This is a genomic window from Dysgonomonas sp. Marseille-P4361 (genome assembly GCF_900343125.1).
GTDB lineage: Bacteria > Bacteroidota > Bacteroidia > Bacteroidales > Dysgonomonadaceae > Dysgonomonas.
Genome location: NZ_OPYL01000002.1, coordinates 518,095 through 538,107, shown reverse-complemented (window position 1 = coordinate 538,107; position 20,013 = coordinate 518,095). Strand labels below are relative to the sequence as shown.

Genomic DNA, 20,013 nt, shown 5'->3' with positions numbered 1-20,013 from the left:
TTTATATCTTAATTAGGTGCTTTTGTATATAGGAAGCCTGCTATAAAAGCAAAAACAACATTTGGTATCCAAACAGCAACCCATGGCGCCATAGCACCTGAAACTGCAAAAGAAGAGCTTACTGTTTGAAATAGAATATAAGAAACACTCAATCCAAGACCTATACCAATATTAAGCCCCATTCCTCCTTTTACTTTTCGGGCAGAAAGGGAAGCTCCGATCAATGTCAGTATAAATGCAGATAATACAGAAGCAAAGCGTTTATGAAACTCTATTTCATATTGAGTCAGACTCACATTACCAATATTAGCTTGCCCTTTGGACTTCTGTCTCTCGATATATTTATACAACTGAGGAGAAGTCATCTGTTCAATATCTTTCACCGATGCAAGGAAATCGCTCGGAATAACATTTATAGTAGTATCAAGTTCTGTACCTGTAGTTATAACTTCTCTCATCCCTTTGAACTCCCTAATCATATAATCTTTGATAGTCCATTGGTAGGCGCTATCATATTCTACTCTAGAGGCAATTAACCTGGATACTAATTCTTTACCTTCAAATTTATCCAAAGACAAGTTCTTTCCCAAGCGAGTTGTATTGTCATAGCTATCCATGTATAAAATGACATCTTCCTCTACTTGCATTTGAACACTGGAAATACGTACAACACTCTTATCCTTTACATATTTATTTTCAAATTGTATACGTGTTGTATTAGCCGGAGGTATAATAAAACTATTAAGTCCAAAAGAAAACAGAGCAATTATTCCTGCCGAAATCATATATGGTTTCATCAAGCGCTTAAAGCTCATACCATTCGACAGCATAGCTATAATTTCTGAATTATCAGCGAGTTTGGATGTGAAGAATATAACGGCAATGAATACGAACAAAGCACTGAACAAGTTCGTATAATAAGGAATAAAATTTAGATAATATTCAAATATAATGGCTTGTAAAGGAGCTTTATTATTAAGGAACTTATCTAGTTTTTCGTTAATATCAAAAACAACAGCGATCGAAATGATAAGCATAATGGAGAAGATGTATGTCCCCAAAAATTTCTTTATTATATACCTATCTAATATCGATAACATACTCAATCTCTATTAATTCTTAAATACGACGTGAAACATCCTCTATAATAGAGTTTTTCCATGCAGTAAAGTCTCCCGCTATAATATGTTTTCTAGCTTCTTTTACCAACCATAAATAAAATGACAGATTATGTATAGAGGCTATTTGAAGAGCAAGAATTTCGTTTGTAATAAACAGATGACGAAGATATGCTTTTGAATATAAAGTATCAACAAAAGAGGTTCCATTCTCATCTATAGGAGAGAAATCATTTGCCCATTTTCTATTCCTCATATTCATGATACCATTACGAGTAAATAGCTGACCGTTACGTCCATTACGCGTTGGCATAATACAATCAAACATATCTACACCTCGTTCTATAGCTTCCAGAATATTAGCCGGAGTACCTACTCCCATCAAATAACGGGGTTTATCTTTTGGCAAGATTTCGTTCACCACCTCTATCATTTCATACATCTTCTCTGTAGGTTCACCTACAGCCAACCCACCAATGGCATTTCCTTCAGCACCTTTAGAAGCTACATTCTCTGCAGCTCTCTTGCGTAAATCAGGATATACACAACCTTGTACAATCGGAAATAGTGCTTGTTTATAGCCATAAGGACATTCTGTTTCCGAGAATCTTTTTATACAACGATCCAACCATCTTTCGGTCAGCTCCAATGATTTCTTTGCATATCTATAATCTGCATCACCTGGAGTACATTCATCGAAAGCCATCATTATATCAGCGCCAATAACTCTTTCTATATCCATTACAGACTCTGGAGTAAAGAAATGCTTTGAACCATCGATATGAGACCTAAATATAGCTCCTTCTTCTGTCAGTTTTCTATTCTCAGCTAGAGAAAAGACCTGAAAACCTCCACTATCGGTCAGGATAGGTTTAGACCAACTGTTAAATTTATGTAGTCCTCCTGCCTGCTTCAGAATATCTAATCCTGGACGCAAGTATAAATGATATGTATTTCCTAAGATTATTTGAGCTTGGATATCTGTCTCGAGTTCGGTCATATGTACAGCTTTTACGGCTCCTTGTGTGCCTACAGGCATGAAAATAGGAGTTTCAATCTGTCCATGGTCCGTGGTAATAAGTCCTGCTCTAGCCTTTGATTGGCTATCAGTATACTGTAATTCAAAATTCATTGTATATTATCTCCTAGATCTGCTCTGTTTTGGGTTGATCAAGATTTTCTTCCTCTGCTCTTTCAACCAAATCTCTTATTTGTACAACAACTATTGACGTTTTATTTTTCTTCAGAATTTTAAATTCATACCCTTCTGCTTCAAGCATATCATGAATATTTGGAATTCTCCCGAATTTATCAATCAGATATCCAGCAAGGGTATCATATTGTTTCTCTCTATCAATAGGATGTGGTAATTCGTCATTTATATCCGATATAGCAGCTGTAGCTATTACAGAATAGGTGTCATTTCCTGTCTGTTCAACAAATGGAATTTCATTATCATATTCGTCTTGTATCTCTCCTACAAGCTCTTCTAAGATATCTTCCATTGTTATTACCCCCTCAACACCACCATATTCGTTCAACACCATAGCTATTTGTTGATGTTTCACTTGAAATTCTTTTAATAATTGACCAATACGTTTTGTCTCGGGTGTAAATGATACAGGACGTACTATAGCACGGATATCAACTGTCCCATTAATACGCATTTTCTTCAAAATATCCTTCAGATGTACAACTCCAATAGTATTATCAATATTATCTTCGTAACAAGGAATACGAGAGTACCCTTCTTCAATTACAAACTCCAGTGTTTTTTCATCATAGTCGTTAACATCTATTGCCACAACCTGAGTGCGAGGAACCATTATCTGACGAGCAGTACGCTCTGAGAAATCAAATGCATTTTGAATAATATCAAATTCGGTCTCATCTACATTGCCACTCTCCTTAGCCTGATCAACAAGATATCGGAGTTCGTCACTAGAATAAGCTTCTTGTTCCGTTACGGCATGTAGTCCTATTAGCTTTAATATAAAATTGGCTATTCCGTTCAATGCCCATATAAAAGGACGACAAATCCAGTAGAAAGCATGAAGAGGATATGCAATAACCAAAGTTGTTTGTTCTGATCGTTGAATTGCCAATGATTTAGGAGCTAACTCTCCTAATACAATATGTAACATCGTAATTATAATAAAGGCTACCGCCAAAGAAATTGTAGATAACAAAGCAGGTGCCAATGACAAATCGAACAATCCTAATAATTGTCCAATCATTTTAGATACAATAGGCTCTCCAATCCACCCTAAAGCTAGGCTGGATAAGGTTATACCAAACTGAGTAGCTGCAAGATATGCATCAAGATGTGTTACTATATGCTTAGATAAGGTTGCAGATTTATTACCTGCCTGAGCTTTTAACTCTAATTGAGAAGACCTTACTTTAACGATGGCAAATTCTGCCGCAACAAAGAATCCATTTAAAAATACAAAAAAGAAGGTAATAAATATACCGAGAAATATGTCCATATTTTTGTGTAAATGATAATGCTACAAAGATAATATAATTGTCTATTTATTAACAAAAAAGAATTTAAACAATCATTTCATTATGCCGCTTTTTTATTCTATTTAAGTTTTATTTTATTAAACGTGATCTCTATTTCACTTTTATCGACCATAAAACGAATCACTTCGATCACAATTTCAGATGGATATTCCTTTAGCGCATTTACTATATACTCTACCTCTTTAGCCTCTCCACCTTGGATCAGATCTCTGATACGACCAGAAATCTTATCAAACTCAATATTATTTATGCCTTTTTTATTTCTTGATCGGCACACATCACAGTGCCCACATTCTGAAGAAGACTCTTCTCCAAAGTAAGATAGTAACAAGCGACTTCTGCAATAGATTGTTTGCTCTGCATAATTACTCATAGAAGCAATCCGTTTTTCAAAACGCTCCTTTCTGTCTTCATTTACAGCTTTAGGAATCAAGACAAATTTTGTATCTATTCTAGGTTGTTTATAAGCTACAAGTGGTGTTTTTTTATGTGGGATATAATCGATAATTCTACGCTTAGAAAGAGATTTAAACATTTCATACACATCACCCCTACTCGTTTCCAATCGTTGAGCGATTTCCTCTTCATTTATAGTCGCATAATTAGTAAAAATACCAGTATATAAACGAAGAGTAGTATTTACAAGACGTTCGTATTGTTTATCAAACTTATAGCTATAAAGATCATCTCTATAAACAAGAAACATTAGACGCGAACGATTATCTATTTCGTCTGTATATTCTATATACCCCGCCAAATCCAAGATCTTCATTGCATTATGTGTAGGCAAAATTGGCAGTTTATATATTTTACAGAACTGATGAAGATTGAAATCAAATATACTCCCTACTCCATACCCTTCTGCTACTTGAAAAAAATAAGCTAGAGAATCATAAACATGCAAAATAAAATCTCTTTCCGGAAATTCGTTTTTTATTCGTCTTTTTAGTTTTGCACTATCTTGCTTATTGTATAATATAATTGCATACGATTTATTCCCATCTCGCCCCGCACGTCCGGCTTCCTGAAAATATTCCTCAATAGAGTTAGGCAAATCCATATGAATAACGAATCGAACATCAGGCTTGTCAATTCCCATCCCAAAGGCATTTGTACAGACAATAACCCGTATTGCATTTTCTTTCCAAGATATCAATTTTCTATTCTTTTCGGTATTTGTTAGTCCTGCATGAAAATAATCGACCGACACATTTTGCTGTGAAAGAAAATCTGACAATTCCTTTGTTTTCTGCCGACTTCTAACATATACTATCCCTGAACCTTTTACACGTTTTATCAGGTTAACAAGCTCCTCTTCTTTATTTTCTGTATTGTGAACTACGTATGCTAAATTATTTCTTTCAAAGCTTTTCTTAAAAACATTTTTCTCTTTAAAATGAAGTTGATTTTGAATATCGTCTATCACCTCCGGAGTGGCTGTGGCTGTTAACGCTAAGGCCGGAACCCCAGGAATATATTGACGAATATCGGCTATTTTCAGATAGGAAGGGCGGAAGTCATATCCCCACTGAGAGATACAATGCGACTCGTCAACTACAAGCAGACTAATAGTCATCTTATCCAACCTACTCAAAAACAGTTGTGTCGCCAATCGTTCAGGAGAAACATACAAAAATTTATAATCTCCAAAAATTGCATTATCCAATGTGGTCTGAATCTCCTGCCGAGTCATCCCTGAATATATAGAAAGTGCCTTAATGCCTCTATCTTTTAGATTCTCCACCTGATCTTTCATCAAAGCAATAAGCGGAGTTACGACAAGACAAAGACCTTCCATTGCCATAGCCGGCACCTGAAAGGTCAGTGATTTACCTCCACCTGTAGGCATAAGCCCTAGGGTGTCTCTTTTCTGAAAAACAGAATGAATTATATCTTCTTGCAGGGGACGAAATTCATCATACCCCCAATATTGTTTTAGTATTTTATGAAAAATATCCATTCAGTCAAACCATAAGTTCTTTACATGGCTATATAGTCATGCGTTAGTGCATCTGGCCTGTATCAATATCTTTTATATATAACTGTATATTTGTTTTCCCATTATGAGTATTCTCCTCCAATGTATAACAAATATCAAATGATTTTCCATTCTTTACCATGTCATAGCTATCACTCTGACGAAAAGCAATACCATTTGCTGGAGTAGAAGATGTATCATCTATCATTTCCAACTTGAGATGAACATTATTTTTACCTACGAGTTTACTTGTACCATAGTCTTTTACACTACGAGTTACAAAAATTGGATTCAAATTTTCCGGACCAAATGGAGCAAAGCTTGCCAAATCTACCATAAACTTTGCATTTATATCCTTAAATCTCAATTCGGCATCGATATTTATTTGCGGTCTCATCATTTCCGGAGCTATCATATCAATAGACAAGGTTTCAAAACGTTTTTGAAACTCATTCAAATTATCTTCTTTCAATGATAATCCGGCTGCATATGTATGCCCACCAAAGTTTTCAAGAATATCCTTACATGATTCTATTGCTTTGTAAACATCAAACCCCATCACTGATCGAGCCGACCCTGTAATCAAACCTTGAGATTTTGTCAGAACAATGGCCGGACGTAAGTATTTCTCTGTCAACCGGGAAGCGACAATTCCAATTACTCCCTTGTGCCAACTTTCGTTATAAATGACAATACTTTTCTTCTTCTTCATGTCTATATTTTCATCTATAAACTGTATTGCCTCTTCGGTTATTCTTTTATCTAACTCTCTACGATCATCGTTATAATGGTCGATATTCGCACTTTTCTCGCGAGCATCTTCTATCGTATTAGCTAACAGCAAGTCTACAGCCTCTTTACCTTTCATCATACGACCAGAAGCATTGATGCGAGGCCCTATTTTAAAGATAATATCATTAACTGTTATGCCTTTATAAGTTAGTCCACAAATATCTATTATACCCTTCAGCCCTAGACTTGGATTTGAATTGATTTGTTTTAGACCATAATATGTCAAAATCCTATTCTCTCCTGTAATAGGTACAATATCAGATGCAACACTTACAGCAACTAAATCAAGCAAGTCCGTTATTTCAGAAAAATCTAGCCTATTGTTTTGAGCCAAAGCTTGTACTAGCTTAAACCCAACTCCACAGCCCGACAAGTGTTCATAAGGATAAGTCGAATCCTCACGCTTTGCATCAATAACAGCTACCGCATCAGGCAACACATCATCTGGCATATGATGGTCTCCGATAATGAAATCTATTCCTTTTTCTTTGGCATAAGCAATTTTTTCAATCGCCTTTATACCACAGTCTAAAGCTATAATTAGTTTCACCCCTGTTTCTTCTGCATAATCTATTCCTTGCTCAGAGATACCATATCCCTCATCATAACGATCGGGGATATAATAATCTAGATTAGTCGTAAATTTTCTTAGAAACTTATACACCAAGGCTACTGCTGTAGTACCATCTACATCATAGTCTCCGTATATCAAAATGCGTTGTTTGTCTCCCAGAGCTTTTTCTATTCTCTTTACTGCCTTATCCATATCAGGCAATAAGAAAGGATCGTGAAGATCTTTTAAGCTTGGGTGAAAAAACTTAAATGCATCTTCTTCTGTTGATATTCCTCTCTGTATCAATAGTCGGCAAAGCTCAGGACTTATGCCTAATTTCTTAGCGAGCTTATCTTTTTGCTCTTTTTGCTGGGATGTTAGGTCTTCGTAATTCCATTTGTAAATCATTATATATAGTTTTTCTTTCTTCTATCTCAAAGGGGAGCCTACAACAACCTTACGTGTATCAAGCAAAGTCTAATCTAATCAGCACAATGAGCTAAAAGCCCCCTATACAGAACAATCCACCTTCTCAAAAAAGCGGATTATTACCAATATGTAAAGATAATACATATGAACGAAATTATTACACTCAGTATCTTTTTTTATTAATTTCGATATTATAATAATCTATAAAATAAAGATGTATATAACTTCATTCTATAGCTATCATGAAAATGCGAGTCTTATTCTTTACATTTATTTTACATGACTTGCCTTAAGCCCTTTTATTACGGAAGAGCTAAAGCCTGAATGCTCCATTTCGTTTAACCCCTTTATTGTAATACCTCCAGGTGTTGTTACTTTATCGATTTCTACTTCCGGGTTTGTACCATTGGCCTCCAATAAATCAATTGCCCCTCTCAAAGTTTGAAGCACTGCACTTTTTGCATCTTCTGGATAAATACCCATTTCAACACCACCTTCCATCGCTGCTCTTATATAGCGGAAAGCAAAAGCTATTCCACACGAAGTTAAAGACGTCAGAGCCGGCATCATTTTTTCCTCCACAAATTCAACTTTACCTAACTGGCTAAAAAGCTCAAATATCCAGTGACATTTTTCTTCATCTGCATTTTTAGATGCTATATATGTCATACTTTGGCGAACAGCGATAGCCGTATTGGGCATTACCCGAAAAACAGGTTGTCCTTGCCTAGTCCATTTTTCCAGATCATCCAAAGATACGTTTGCTGCAACAGAGGCGATCAATTGCTCTGGATTAGTTAAATATTTTTTATAGGTATGAAGAATCTCCTCAACCAACCATGGTTTTACTGCAACAATGACTATATCAGCATAGGATAATGAGGTGTAATCAGCAACTACAACATTCAACTTCTCGCTTACTTTTTTTAATCGATCAAGATTTCTCCCCCTATGATCGATAACTGTAATAGATACAGGATCTATACTATCACTCATTGCAAGACCACAAGCTATAGCTCCCCCCATATTTCCGGCTCCAATAATAGAAATCTTCATGCTTTTACTCTTTATATATTACAAACGAAATTAATAATTTCAGAAAAAGAAACCTAGAATAATTAGATAATTTTTGTCATCCGACTCACACTAAATATGATAAATATGAGACAATATTTTCTATTCAATTTAGTAATTGAACAAGACTAAGTTCTATTTTAAACAAGACTTTTGTTACAAATAAAACACTTTTGCATAGAGAATCATTCTATTTTCTTTACTTTTGCATAAATTTTTCAAAATTATGATAGAACGATTATTCAAAAAGAAAGATATCTCCGCTATTTTAAGTGAATCTACTGAAAATATAAGCGGACTAAAAAGGAATCTTTCTTCTGCAAATCTCATTACTTTAGGAATTGGAGCTATAGTTGGTACTGGGATTTTTGTAATTACAGGACAGGCTGCAGCCATGTATGCAGGACCTGCATTAACAATTTCCTTTCTTATCTCTGCAATAGGCTGTGTTTTAGCCGGATTATGTTATGCTGAGTATGCTGCAATGATTCCTGTATCTGGGGGAGTATATTCCTATAGTTACACCACAATGGGCGAAATGTTAGCATGGTTTGTTGGTTGGATATTAGTTCTAGAATACCTTTTTGCGTGCTCGAGTGTTGCCGTTGGCTGGTCTGGCTATATGTTGAGTCTACTTGATGGGTGGGGAATTGCTTTCCCCAAACAAATATCAGGTGCAACATTTGACCACCTTGTAGATGGTAGTTGGGTATGGACTGGTAAGATCATCAATTTTCCTGCAGTATTCATTGTTGGGGTGGTTTCGTCATTTCTTCTTGGAGGCATTAAGCAATCGGCTCTAGTAAACAATATTATAGTTGTCATTAAAGTTTCAGTTATATTACTATTCATTGGCTTCGGATTATCATACATAGACACAAGCAACTGGACACCATATATACCTGAAAACACTGGTGAATATGGACATTTTGGATGGACTGGTATCTTAAGAGGTGCAGCCGTTGTATTCTATGCATATCTTGGTTTCGATGCTCTTTCGACTGCTGCCGGAGAAGCTAAAAATCCTCAGAGAGATATGCCTAAAGGTATATTAATATCATTACTCATATGTGCTCTACTTTATATAGCTGTAACTTTAGTTCTAACAGGAATGGTTAACTATACAGAATTGAATGTAGATGCACCTATCGCTTTAGCAATCGATCGTGCCGGATCGGGATTAGCATGGCTAAGTCCTTTCATCAAACTGGGAGCCATTGCAGGTCTGAGTTCGGTTATTTTAGTAATGATGCTCGGTCAATCACGAATATACTATTCTATATCAAAGGATGGGTTACTTCCTAAAGTTTTCTCGAAAGTACATAGCAAACATGGAGTTCCTCAAAATGCAACGATATTCGCAAGTGTGATAACAGCTATTATTGCAGGACTATTTCCTCTGCATGTATTAAGCGAACTTGTCTCTATAGGAACATTGATGGCCTTTACAATAGTATGTATTTCTATCGTTATACTACGCAGAACTCAACCAGACTTGAACCGCCCATTTAAAACTCCTTTTGTTCCATTTATTCCTCTTTTGGGTGCTGCAATCTGTATCATACAAATGTTATCCCTTCCTTGGAGTACATGGCAAAGACTTATAGGATGGTCTATATTAGGCTTTATCATATATTTCACCTATGGTATAAAACATAGTAAGCTAAACAACAAACAATAACCCTTTAGGTATTATTATAAAGAAGCTCTATCTTGATTAGATAGAGCTTCTTTTATTTATATTATCCGAAGAGATTAATTCATATTTCTCAATTTAAAATAAGAAAACTCAGCAGGACTTTCAGATATTCCATTATGAATTAAACCTGGGCGAGCAACTCTATCCCATCTAACCAAATAATTGAAATCTTTTGCTTCAGCATTTACTTTTACCCAATTCTGACCATCACTACTCTTATAAAAATTAAGCTTACAGCCATTTTGAACTTCTATTCTCAAGAAACAATCTGAGCCCAGAGTAGATTCGTAAAGCAATTCTTCTTTTCCATCTCTAATTGCTTTCAACATGAACTTATCCCCTTCACAGCCCCACATGACTAGATTCTTATCATCTCCATACATTGTCAACCCCTTAAAACTTTCATTCATATTAGCCACCTGAGTTTCATAAGTATAATTAGGCGTAATCGGACGTACACACAATGCAGAACCGAAATCATTGCCCAATTTGCATTCACCACTCAACAAAAGTTTTCCAGCATTTATTTTAGTTTTAACATCAGAATAAACATAATTCCATGTCCAGTTCAGATGTAATTGTTCACCCTCAAAATAGTCTTCAAAGTCTGATATCAGACTTTGTTTTACTCCATCAAAAGGAATCTCTTGCTTAACTTTAGTTATATTTCCCGTGCGAAAGTGTACCCATTCATCAGCATCGACATACATTTCTTGTAAAATAGGTTGCCGCCCCATATAGAAATCATCTCCGCCAAGATAGGCATGACACATATAAAACATACGTCCATCGGGTGTGACAACAGCCGTCCCATGACCTGAAGATATAAATTCTCCTCCTCCACCATGAAGAATTGGATTTCCTTCGTATTTCACATAAGGACCTTTAAAGCTTTTCGATCGAGCGACACATACATCATAATCACTACCTGGACCACAACAACTACGAGAAGCATAAACAATATAGTAATAATCTCCCTGTTTGAAGTGACACTGTCCTTCCATACCTATTCCCTCATCATCTTTCAGTAGTGAAAATATTTCTCCCTCTAACCTTAATCCATCTGCAGATAGTTTACTTCCCACAATCTCGATAGGACGTTTATCCAATCCATAAGCTTTCCAAGTTATATACAATTGTCCTTCATCATCATAGACAAAGGCATCAATAGCTTCAGTTCCATGTTCGATAATAAGACCATGATCAACGTATTCGCTCGTTGGAGTATCTGCTACAGCTACACCTATATAAGAAACATTATCTGATTTTCTACGAGCTGTATAATAACAGTATATTTTGCCATTTTTATGATGATACAACTCAGGAGCCCAAAAGGAATTCACTGTCCACTCCGGCTTTTTGTTAAATATATGTCCGGTCTGTGTCCAATTCACCAAGTCTTTAGACTCAAAAACGGGATAGAAAGGAGCCCATTCGGAAGAGGTGCCCGTTGCATAATACTTTTCCCCTATTCTTATTACAGAAGGATCAGGCATATCTCCTCTAATTACCGGATTATTATAGGTTTCTTTTTCTTGACTCCACAAGTTGAATGTAAGAAGGATACTTACAATAAGTAAAACTGATTTCATTTTCATAAATTAAAAAATCATTGCTTTTAGGTGGTTTAATAAAAATATCTGTAACATGATCGATCAAAATCGTTTATGCTACAGATATTCTACATTTATATTTAAGTATATTTCTATTTTAATTCTTTAATTTTTACATTCTTGAACCAAACTTCGTCTCCATGATCTTGCAACAGGATATTTCCTTCTTTTGCATTTCCAAAATTAGGCCAATCGCGATACTTGCTGTAAGCAACTAAAGCATTCCACATCTGATTGTCTCGCTCATATTCCAAAAGTTTAGCTCCATTCAACCAATGTTCAACATGATTATCTTTTACAATCACAGTTGCCGTATTAAACTCATTTTTTTTGAAAGGTTTATCTTCTGATACTGGAATCAGATCATATAAAGCTCCTAATTTACGATTTCCTTTTACTCCTAACTTTGCATCGGGATGTTTTTCATCATCCAAAATCTGAAATTCACAACCAATAGCAGACCCCTCTCCTTTGTTAAGATCCGGATTTACAAAATATTTAATACCGCTATTTGCTCCTTCTGTTATTTTAAAATCAACTGAAAGGATAAAGTTTTTATATTTTTTCGTAGTTACGATATCTCCTCCGTTTGCAGACTCTGCTCCTCCACTTTTTATAACCTTTAATATACCACCTTCTATTTTCCATCCATTAGCAGGAAAAGTAGCCAACTTGGCACCTCTCCAACCTTCGGTAGTTTTTCCATCCCATAGCAGCTTCCATCCATCTTTAGCTTCAGTTGGGGATATAGAGTTTATCACACAATTAACCTCTGGAGCAGCTTTAGCCTCCGGAGTTTGATATTTTTCTAAATCTGTCGTACAAATACGAATATCTTTCCAACTTATTGTTTTCCCCGCATCTGCTTTATTACCTATAGAATGTACTTGTAGTGCAATAAAACCGCTAGGAGTCATATCATCCCAAATATTTGCACAAGGGATTCCATTTATCCAAGTACGAATCGAATTTCCAATAGCCTCTATTCTCGCCTTATTCCAGACCCCATTTTTAAATGCAGTTTGAGCTTGATTATTAATTGTCATCGGATATAACCATCCTCTGCGAGCTTCATCATAAACACCACCACACCAAGCTCTGTTAGATGGATCTATTTCGAATTGATATCCATGCACAATTCCATTTTTATAGTCTTTTGTACTTAAACTTCTAAACTGTACACCTGAGTTTAAAGCATCATCTACCTTAAAATCAAACTCTAAAATAAAATTGTCATAATTTTCAGTTGTAGCCAAGAAGGTGTTAGGTGTTCCCATCTTAGAAAACCCAACAATAGCACCATCTACAACTTTATATTCAGCTTTTCCATTTAACTTTTTCCATCCTTTTAAATTCTTTCCATTAAAAAGAGGTTTCCAATCTTGAGCAGTAAGTCCTACTGTCAGTAGTAATAAAACAGTTAATAAAATACTTTTTTTCATTTTATTTATATTTGCTATGTAAATATTCTTTTTTGCTAGATCTTTTTCGATGATAACAAACGATAGTCTATCAATTTGACATTGATAAGAATAGATGCTCTACAAAGTAACGAAATAACATCAAAAATAAAAAGTGTGTACGAACACACAAAATATAAAAACAGTTATAAACAGTAGATTATAAACTATTTAAACCTATCAAATCGATATTTACATGTTGCATAACATAAAAATAAGATTAAATACTTTTCATTTATATCTTTGCTAAACTATAAATTGTTTTTTTTGTTATTAAATATAAAGAAAGAGATGAAACTTACATATATTTTCCATAGCGGTTTTGTTTTAGAAAATGACAACTTTTCTATGATTATCGATTATTATAAAGATTCGAATGAGGACAATGATGGCATAGTACATCAAAAGGTACTGAAAAACAATAAGAAATTATACATTCTATGTACCCATTCTCATCAAGACCACTTTAATCCGGAAATATTAGAATGGAAAAAGCAGAGAAATGATATTGTTTATATTTTTTCCAAAGATATTTTAGACAATAAAATGGCAACTGAAGGTGATGCTATTTACATGGACAAATTAGATACTTACAAAGACGGTATCCTATCAATACAGGCTTTTGGATCAACCGACTTAGGAATATCTTTCCTTATAAAAGCTGATGATAAAACTATTTTCCATGCCGGCGATCTGAACAACTGGCACTGGAATGAAGAGTCTACCGAAGAAGAGATAAATGAAGCAGAAAATTATTACAATGATGAACTCACACTCCTATCAGAACATGTACAGCATCTGGATTTAGTCATGTTTCCTATCGATATACGCTTAGGAAAGGACTATATGAAAGGTGCAGAGCAATTTTTAAATACAATTGAAACTGATATTTTTGTTCCTATGCACTTTGGCAACAACTATGGATCAATCGTAGCTTTTGCCGATTTTGCTATCCAAAAACGATGTAATTCTATCAGTTGGAAATATAAGGGGCAAAGTATAGAATTTTAAATAAATTATTAACACTATAAATCATAGTCACAATGGACATAAAAGCAAGATTTGATCATTTCAATATTAATGTAACAAACCTAGATAACAGCATTGCTTTCTACAAAAAAGCACTAGGTTTTAAAGAAATACGTAGAAAAGAAGCAGGTGATGGCTCTTTTATTTTGGTTTACTTAGGTGATGGAGAAAGCCCGTTTTCTCTAGAGTTAACTTGGTTGAGAGATCACCCTCAAGCATATGAGTTAGGAGAAAACGAAAGCCATCTATGTGCCCGTGTTCCGGGAGATTACGAACAAATACGCGAATACCATAGAGAGATGGGATGTATCGCATACGAAAATCATGATATGGGTCTTTATTTTATTAACGACCCAGATGATTATTGGATTGAAGTATTACCTCTTAACTTGTAATAAACTAAAGACCAACACTTTCCCTCAAAAAATCAATCGAATCGTAAATATCTTCTTTTGTTGCGGTTCGGTTGATTTCTATTTTACCAACATCTGACAGGAATGTAAAATTGATCATATCCGATTCATTCTTCTTATCGTGCTTCATGTATTCATACAGACGATCGTAGTGATTGCAATCGTAGAAGAATCCTTCATAATTGTCTCTGATAAAATAAACGGTCTTATATAGTTTTTCTTTAGGGAAACCGCAATATTTCAACGAAAGGTATAATTCACAAACAAGCCCCCACGCAACGGCATATCCGTGTTGTATAGGTCTATTTATGTCATAAGAGAGACTTTCGAAAGCATGTCCGATTGTATGTCCCAAATTCAAAGCTTTGCGAATACCTCTTTCAAAAGGATCAACCTCAACAATACGTTCTTTCACAAGAACTGAATTTACGACTAACTGTTTCAACCTTTCAAAATCAACTTCCTCCATATCGAAAGAAATCACATCTTTCCATGTTTCATCACTATCAATAAGTCCATGCTTAATCATTTCAGCATAGCCTGATAGTAAATTTTGAGCATCGAGGCTTTTGAAAAATGCAGAATCGATCAGCACTGTCTCAGCCGGAGCAAATGCCCCTATCTCATTCTTTAGTCCGTTGAAATTTATTCCTGTTTTACCCCCAACAGCAGCATCTACTGCACCAAGCAAGGTTGTCGGTATATTAATACATTTTATGCCCCTCTTAAAGCTTGCAGCAGCAAAACCTCCTATATCTGTCAACATACCTCCACCCAGATTGATAAGCAAAGAGTGACGAGTAGCTCCATTTTCTGAAAGGTATTTCCATATAGAAGCTAACTGTTCAATATTTTTATTGTTATCACCAGCCTTGATTACAATTTTCCCGGCTTTGGCTATTTGTTCATTATCTTGAACCAAAGGATAGCAAAGCTTTTCTGTATTCTCGTCTGTAAGAATAAACAATCGGTCAAATGATAATTGACTTAGAATATCTGTTAAATCTTTATTTAGATCTGTGGATTTTATAACTTTTTGCATAAACTGCTATTTTAACTAAAAGGTGACAAAAGTAACAGATTTTACTGTTGTTATTATCATTTAATGTTTCTATATGACTATATCTAATCTATTATAGATAAAGAGGTTTATTTAAAATAAGCTCCTTCTTCAAACTTGTAACCTCTTAAGACTTCATCTATTTTCATTGCTCTTTTACCTGCAAACTGAATCTCTGTTATACTTACAAGCCCATCGCCACAACCAACATGCAGATAGGTTTTATTATCAGTCTGTATTTGTCCGACAGGTATTGCTTTCCCTTCTACAACTTCCGAAGCAAATATTTTCACCATTTGAGATTCCTTATCCGGAATATATAACTCAGTCCACGCCGCAGGATAAGGAGACATTCCTCGAATCAGATTATGCACATCTTGTGCAGATTTACCCCAATCGATACGACAAGTTTCTTTAAATATTTTTGGTGCGGGCTTTAAATCTTCCTCGTTTACATAGAATTGGTCCTGCGATATTGCATCTACTTTATTATCTAAGATCAGATCTACGGTCTGACAGACAAGTCGTCCTCCAATATTCATTAATTGATCGTAGATTTTACCTACATTATCGTTCTCTCCTATTGGTATTCTTTCTTGTAGAATAATTTTACCTGTATCTATTTCATGCGTCAAGAAAAAAGTTGTTACTCCGGTTTCTTTTTCTCCATTTATGATAGCCCAGTTGATAGGTGCTGCTCCACGATACTGAGGAAGTAAAGATCCATGCAGATTGAATGTACCATATTTAGGCATATTCCAAACTACTTCGGGTAGCATACGGAAAGCTACTACAATCTGAAGATCTGCCTTTAAGGCTTTTAATTCATCCAAAAAAGATTCATCTTTCAATTTTTCGGGTTGCAGCAAAGGTAGATTTTGCTCCAATGCATATTTCTTTACTGCCGAATATTGAATCTTATGACCTCTCCCACTTGGCTTATCGGGCATTGTTATTACCCCAACTATATTATAATTGTTTTCTACTAAAGTACGTAGACTCTCTACCGCAAAGTCTGGTGTACCCATGAAAACAATACGTAAATCTTCTTTATTCATTCGTTATCCCCTAGTTTTAATAATATAATTAAGAAAATCCCCACATTTTCTTACCAGTCGTTTGTTCCGTACAGGTTGAAATATTTGATTATATTTCCTTTATTATCCAATAATACATATTTTGTATTATCCAATGTCATCATAAATTTATCTCCGGCAAATAATGCATCTTTATAAAAATACTGATACCTGTCATTCTTGGTTTCCACAGCTTTCGACCACAATAAGTCGCCATTTTTAGCATCCAAACATTGCAATACAAGCCCCGATTCTTTAGACGCATTTGTTGTTATACAAATAAAAACATAATCATCATTGTAATAAAGTATCTCCGGATTAAAATACACTCTTCCGGGAGTCAAATCAGAATAGGAAATCATTCGTTTAACATAAAGCTTCAAATCAAGTTCTCCTGTTCTAAAATCTTTATCCCATCTGGCACGATATCCTTTATCTTGTACACCTCCTACATTATCATTATAAACAACCTTCAAAAGCTTAAATTCTTCTGCAGCATCCATCTGCATAGAAGAACTACCTCTTTCTGAAAACAAATAAACAATACTTTCCTTTGCATTTGGTGTTAACGTATTATCATCGGATGTGTATTGGTACATCTTATCTGTAGCAAAACTTTGCTTTGTTATTGGATAATAGAAATATTCTCGCCCCATACTGGTCATTACCTTTATAGCATCACCGTATAAGCTGTAAATATCTGCACTCACAATACCCGAAGTGTATAAAGAATCTCCTTGAAACATAGTATCTGTAACATCTGTAACTTTTAACTCTTTATCGTCTACAACAAGTATTCGCTGGTCGTTAGCTACTATATATGTTTTTCCATCCGAGAATCTCTTCACATCAGTACTTGATATACTTATCTTGTTTAAATTTAAGAGCTGTTCAGTTTTTACAACCTCCTCTGTTTCCGGATCTAAAAATTCATAATAAACATCTCTCGGAGCATCTCCCATACCAGTCTGAGTCAATACTAATATATAGAGTTTATCATTTACCTTCACTGTTGTATTTATTTCCGCTCTACCCTTAAAACGTGATTTTGTATTTAATGATGATTTGGAATCAAATAATTGGGGAAGAAGGAATATTAACAAAAAAAGAGCTACTCCAATTACTGTAGCCCACAAAGCCTTCTTAGGACTTACTTGTGGTTGAGTTGGAGTCTCCACCCTATGGGTAACGTTTATATTTACATCATCATTATCAAGATAGTAATTTGCTCCACAGTTCTTACATTGATAATAATCATCTTTTAACTGCTTTTGATCGGCACTTCCACATTGTGGACATTGTATAGCTTTTATTCTTTTAGCCATATATTTATATGAAAATAAAGTTGTGTGTTTACTCTTCTACAAAGTTTTCGGCAAGAACCTCTCTGTAGACATCTAATATATTCGATTTTGAAATAAATCCAAGATATACATCATTCTCATCCACGACAGGGAGATTCCAAGCTTTTGTCTCATCAAAAGATTTCATAACCGTCTCCATAGGCATTCCAACAACAATAGTTGCCGGTGCTGAAGTCATCACTCTCGATACGGTAAATCGACTGTATAGCTCTGGTCGGAACATAATGTTTCTGATATTATCCATAAGAACAATTCCTAAGAAACGATTCTGATCGTCCACGACTGGAAATACATTTCGAGGTGATCGAGAGATAACTTTCACCATATCACCTAAAGTCATCTCGGGGTGAACTTTTTGGAAATTAGTTTCAATCAGCTCCTCAATATCCATCAAGGTTAAAACAGCTTTATCTTTCTGATGTGTAATCAATTCTCCTTTTTTAGCCAAACGCATAGAGTATATACTATGAGGCTCAAATATTTTAATAAAGGTATAAGACGAAATAGAGACAATCATCAAAGGCAATAACAGTTCATATCCTCCTGTTAGTTCTGCGATCAAGAATGTTCCTGTTAACGGGGCATGCATAACTCCCGCCATAACTCCCGCCATTCCCATCAATGCAAAGTTATCTTCAGGTAAGAAAGGCATATAAGAAGAAAGAATACCTGAGTTGTTTAAAGTGAAGGAGAACACAAATCCTGCAATACAACCAAGGAACAAAGACGGAGCAAATATCCCCCCAGTTCCACCACCACCATTAGTCGCACTGGAAGCAAATACCTTCATCAATAACACACCTGTAAGAAATAGTATGATTGTCCAACGGTAATCTTCGAACTTAAAGAACATACTATTTTCTATGATAGATGAATAGTCTTTCGAACCACTAATGAGAAGATTTATTGTATCGTATCCCTCTCCATATAGCGGAGGTAAGAGGAAGATTAATATACTTAGCATACTGGCACCCAAGGCGAATTTTTTCCAGTAAGTTAATTTCCTAAATATATTTTCTATCCAATTCATCGCTCTGGTAAAATACAGAGAAACAATACCACAAAATATACCTAATAAAATCACATATGGAATACGCTCGAGAATGAAATCGCTTGAATGAGCATAGTTAAACATAGCATTGCTCCCCATCGTAATGTATGAAAGAGTAGCTGCTGTAACAGAAGTCACCAAAAGAGGCAAGACCGTAAAAGTTGTAAGATCGAGCATCAATACTTCTACAACGAATACCAACCCTGCTATAGGAGCTTTAAAGATACCTGCAATTGCACCTGCGGCTCCACAACCAATGAGCAGCATTAAGTACTTCTGTTCTACCTTAAAAAAACGTCCAAGATTAGAACCGATAGCCGATCCGGTAAGAACAATCGGAGCCTCGGCTCCTACTGACCCCCCAAATCCGATTGTTATAGAACTGGCTACTATTGAGGTATAAACATTATGCAGTTTTATGAAACTTTTACGCTGTGATATGGCATAAAGAATCTTAGTAACCCCATGACTTATATCATCTCTAACTACATATCTCACATACAGACCGGCAATAAGAATACCGACAGCCGGTGTTATGAGATAAATATAGTTTGCCCCTTCGGACAAAAAATTAGAAGTAAGAAGATCCTGAATTAAATGAATTAATGATTTAAGGACGTAAGCAGCAAATGCAGTGAATATTCCTATAAGGAAACTCACAAACAAAACCATTTGTCTTTCATTTACATTCTGGGTTTTCCAGACAAGAAAATTATTATATAGTTTTTTAACAGACATCATTTTAAAATAGAATTCCAAAAATATAAAAAATATA

The 20,013-nt window shown here is 35.2% G+C and carries 15 protein-coding genes; 3 read left to right on the top strand and 12 right to left on the bottom strand.

Features of this window, described 5'->3' with window-relative positions; genetic code table 11:
• Positions 1–8: 8 nt before the first annotated feature.
• From DHU68_RS06070 to proC, 6 genes are all read right to left on the bottom strand, one after another.
• Positions 9–1,100 carry an LptF/LptG family permease gene (locus DHU68_RS06070; RefSeq protein WP_185117492.1) on the bottom strand — a complete coding sequence of 364 codons (1,092 nt, stop codon included), beginning with the start codon at positions 1,098–1,100 and terminating at the stop codon, positions 9–11.
• A 19-nt stretch (positions 1,101–1,119) separates the two neighbouring features.
• Positions 1,120–2,250, bottom strand: a complete 1,131-nt coding sequence (tgt, locus tag DHU68_RS06065) for a tRNA guanosine(34) transglycosylase Tgt (protein WP_108822075.1) — start codon at positions 2,248–2,250, stop codon at positions 1,120–1,122.
• A gap of 13 nt (positions 2,251–2,263) precedes the next feature.
• A complete protein-coding gene (locus DHU68_RS06060) occupies positions 2,264–3,607 on the bottom strand; it encodes a hemolysin family protein (protein WP_108822074.1) in 1,344 nt (447 codons plus the stop codon).
• 98 nt (positions 3,608–3,705) lie between these two features.
• Positions 3,706–5,607, bottom strand: a complete 1,902-nt coding sequence (locus DHU68_RS06055; RefSeq protein ID WP_108822073.1) for an ATP-dependent DNA helicase RecQ — start codon at positions 5,605–5,607, stop codon at positions 3,706–3,708.
• A gap of 43 nt (positions 5,608–5,650) precedes the next feature.
• The gene (recJ, locus tag DHU68_RS06050) at positions 5,651–7,378 is read right to left on the bottom strand and encodes a single-stranded-DNA-specific exonuclease RecJ (protein WP_108822072.1); all 1,728 of its coding nucleotides are present in this window, start codon (positions 7,376–7,378) and stop codon (positions 5,651–5,653) included.
• Positions 7,379–7,669: 291 nt separating this feature from the next.
• Entirely contained in the window at positions 7,670–8,455 is a 786-nt protein-coding gene (gene proC, locus DHU68_RS06045) for a pyrroline-5-carboxylate reductase (protein WP_108822071.1), read from the bottom strand.
• A 244-nt stretch (positions 8,456–8,699) separates the two neighbouring features.
• Between proC and DHU68_RS06040 the strand changes: the two genes are divergently transcribed.
• A complete protein-coding gene (locus DHU68_RS06040; RefSeq protein ID WP_108822070.1) occupies positions 8,700–10,154 on the top strand; it encodes an amino acid permease in 1,455 nt (484 codons plus the stop codon).
• Positions 10,155–10,228: 74 nt separating this feature from the next.
• On the opposite strand, the gene DHU68_RS06035 is transcribed toward DHU68_RS06040, so the two are convergent.
• Both DHU68_RS06035 and DHU68_RS06030 read right to left on the bottom strand, forming a co-directional pair.
• On the bottom strand, positions 10,229–11,764 hold the full coding sequence (locus tag DHU68_RS06035; protein ID WP_369831332.1) for a family 43 glycosylhydrolase: 1,536 nt from the start codon (positions 11,762–11,764) through the stop codon (positions 10,229–10,231).
• Positions 11,765–11,877: 113 nt separating this feature from the next.
• The gene (locus DHU68_RS06030) at positions 11,878–13,227 is read right to left on the bottom strand and encodes a DUF1080 domain-containing protein (protein WP_108822068.1); all 1,350 of its coding nucleotides are present in this window, start codon (positions 13,225–13,227) and stop codon (positions 11,878–11,880) included.
• A gap of 309 nt (positions 13,228–13,536) precedes the next feature.
• On the opposite strand from DHU68_RS06030, the gene DHU68_RS06025 reads away from it, so the two are divergent.
• Together DHU68_RS06025 and DHU68_RS06020 are read left to right on the top strand one after the other, a co-directional pair.
• Positions 13,537–14,256, top strand: a complete 720-nt coding sequence (locus tag DHU68_RS06025) for an MBL fold metallo-hydrolase (protein WP_108822067.1) — start codon at positions 13,537–13,539, stop codon at positions 14,254–14,256.
• Positions 14,257–14,288: 32 nt separating this feature from the next.
• Complete coding sequence (locus DHU68_RS06020; RefSeq protein ID WP_108822066.1) at positions 14,289–14,669, top strand: VOC family protein; 381 nt, start codon at positions 14,289–14,291, stop codon at positions 14,667–14,669.
• 4 nt (positions 14,670–14,673) lie between these two features.
• Here the strand turns inward: DHU68_RS06020 and aroB are convergent, their stop codons facing one another.
• From aroB to DHU68_RS06000, 4 genes are all read right to left on the bottom strand, one after another.
• Positions 14,674–15,729, bottom strand: coding sequence for a 3-dehydroquinate synthase (gene aroB, locus DHU68_RS06015; protein ID WP_108822065.1), 1,056 nt, complete (start codon positions 15,727–15,729; stop codon positions 14,674–14,676).
• 107 nt (positions 15,730–15,836) lie between these two features.
• Positions 15,837–16,805: a methionyl-tRNA formyltransferase gene (gene fmt / locus DHU68_RS06010; protein WP_108822064.1), complete on the bottom strand. Its 969-nt coding sequence runs from the start codon at positions 16,803–16,805 to the stop codon at positions 15,837–15,839.
• A gap of 50 nt (positions 16,806–16,855) precedes the next feature.
• Positions 16,856–18,148 carry a hypothetical protein gene (locus tag DHU68_RS06005; RefSeq protein ID WP_108822063.1) on the bottom strand — a complete coding sequence of 431 codons (1,293 nt, stop codon included), beginning with the start codon at positions 18,146–18,148 and terminating at the stop codon, positions 16,856–16,858.
• Positions 18,149–18,176: 28 nt separating this feature from the next.
• Entirely contained in the window at positions 18,177–19,976 is a 1,800-nt protein-coding gene (locus DHU68_RS06000) for a chloride channel protein (protein ID WP_108822149.1), read from the bottom strand.
• Positions 19,977–20,013 lie beyond the last annotated feature (37 nt).

What these genes read in the sequence shown, in the direction of transcription:
- DHU68_RS06070 (WP_185117492.1), bottom strand. Translation starts at nt 1,100, where the DNA reads ATGTTATCGATATTAGATAGGTATATAATAAAGAAATTTTTGGGGACA.
- tgt (WP_108822075.1), bottom strand. Translation starts at nt 2,250, where the DNA reads ATGAATTTTGAATTACAGTATACTGATAGCCAATCAAAGGCTAGAGCA.
- DHU68_RS06060 (WP_108822074.1), bottom strand. Translation starts at nt 3,607, where the DNA reads ATGGACATATTTCTCGGTATATTTATTACCTTCTTTTTTGTATTTTTA.
- DHU68_RS06055 (WP_108822073.1), bottom strand. Translation starts at nt 5,607, where the DNA reads ATGGATATTTTTCATAAAATACTAAAACAATATTGGGGGTATGATGAA.
- recJ (WP_108822072.1), bottom strand. Translation starts at nt 7,378, where the DNA reads ATGATTTACAAATGGAATTACGAAGACCTAACATCCCAGCAAAAAGAG.
- proC (WP_108822071.1), bottom strand. Translation starts at nt 8,455, where the DNA reads ATGAAGATTTCTATTATTGGAGCCGGAAATATGGGGGGAGCTATAGCT.
- DHU68_RS06040 (WP_108822070.1), top strand. Translation starts at nt 8,700, where the DNA reads ATGATAGAACGATTATTCAAAAAGAAAGATATCTCCGCTATTTTAAGT.
- DHU68_RS06035 (WP_369831332.1), bottom strand. Translation starts at nt 11,764, where the DNA reads ATGAAATCAGTTTTACTTATTGTAAGTATCCTTCTTACATTCAACTTG.
- DHU68_RS06030 (WP_108822068.1), bottom strand. Translation starts at nt 13,227, where the DNA reads ATGAAAAAAAGTATTTTATTAACTGTTTTATTACTACTGACAGTAGGA.
- DHU68_RS06025 (WP_108822067.1), top strand. Translation starts at nt 13,537, where the DNA reads ATGAAACTTACATATATTTTCCATAGCGGTTTTGTTTTAGAAAATGAC.
- DHU68_RS06020 (WP_108822066.1), top strand. Translation starts at nt 14,289, where the DNA reads ATGGACATAAAAGCAAGATTTGATCATTTCAATATTAATGTAACAAAC.
- aroB (WP_108822065.1), bottom strand. Translation starts at nt 15,729, where the DNA reads ATGCAAAAAGTTATAAAATCCACAGATCTAAATAAAGATTTAACAGAT.
- fmt (WP_108822064.1), bottom strand. Translation starts at nt 16,805, where the DNA reads ATGAATAAAGAAGATTTACGTATTGTTTTCATGGGTACACCAGACTTT.
- DHU68_RS06005 (WP_108822063.1), bottom strand. Translation starts at nt 18,148, where the DNA reads ATGGCTAAAAGAATAAAAGCTATACAATGTCCACAATGTGGAAGTGCC.
- DHU68_RS06000 (WP_108822149.1), bottom strand. Translation starts at nt 19,976, where the DNA reads ATGTCTGTTAAAAAACTATATAATAATTTTCTTGTCTGGAAAACCCAG.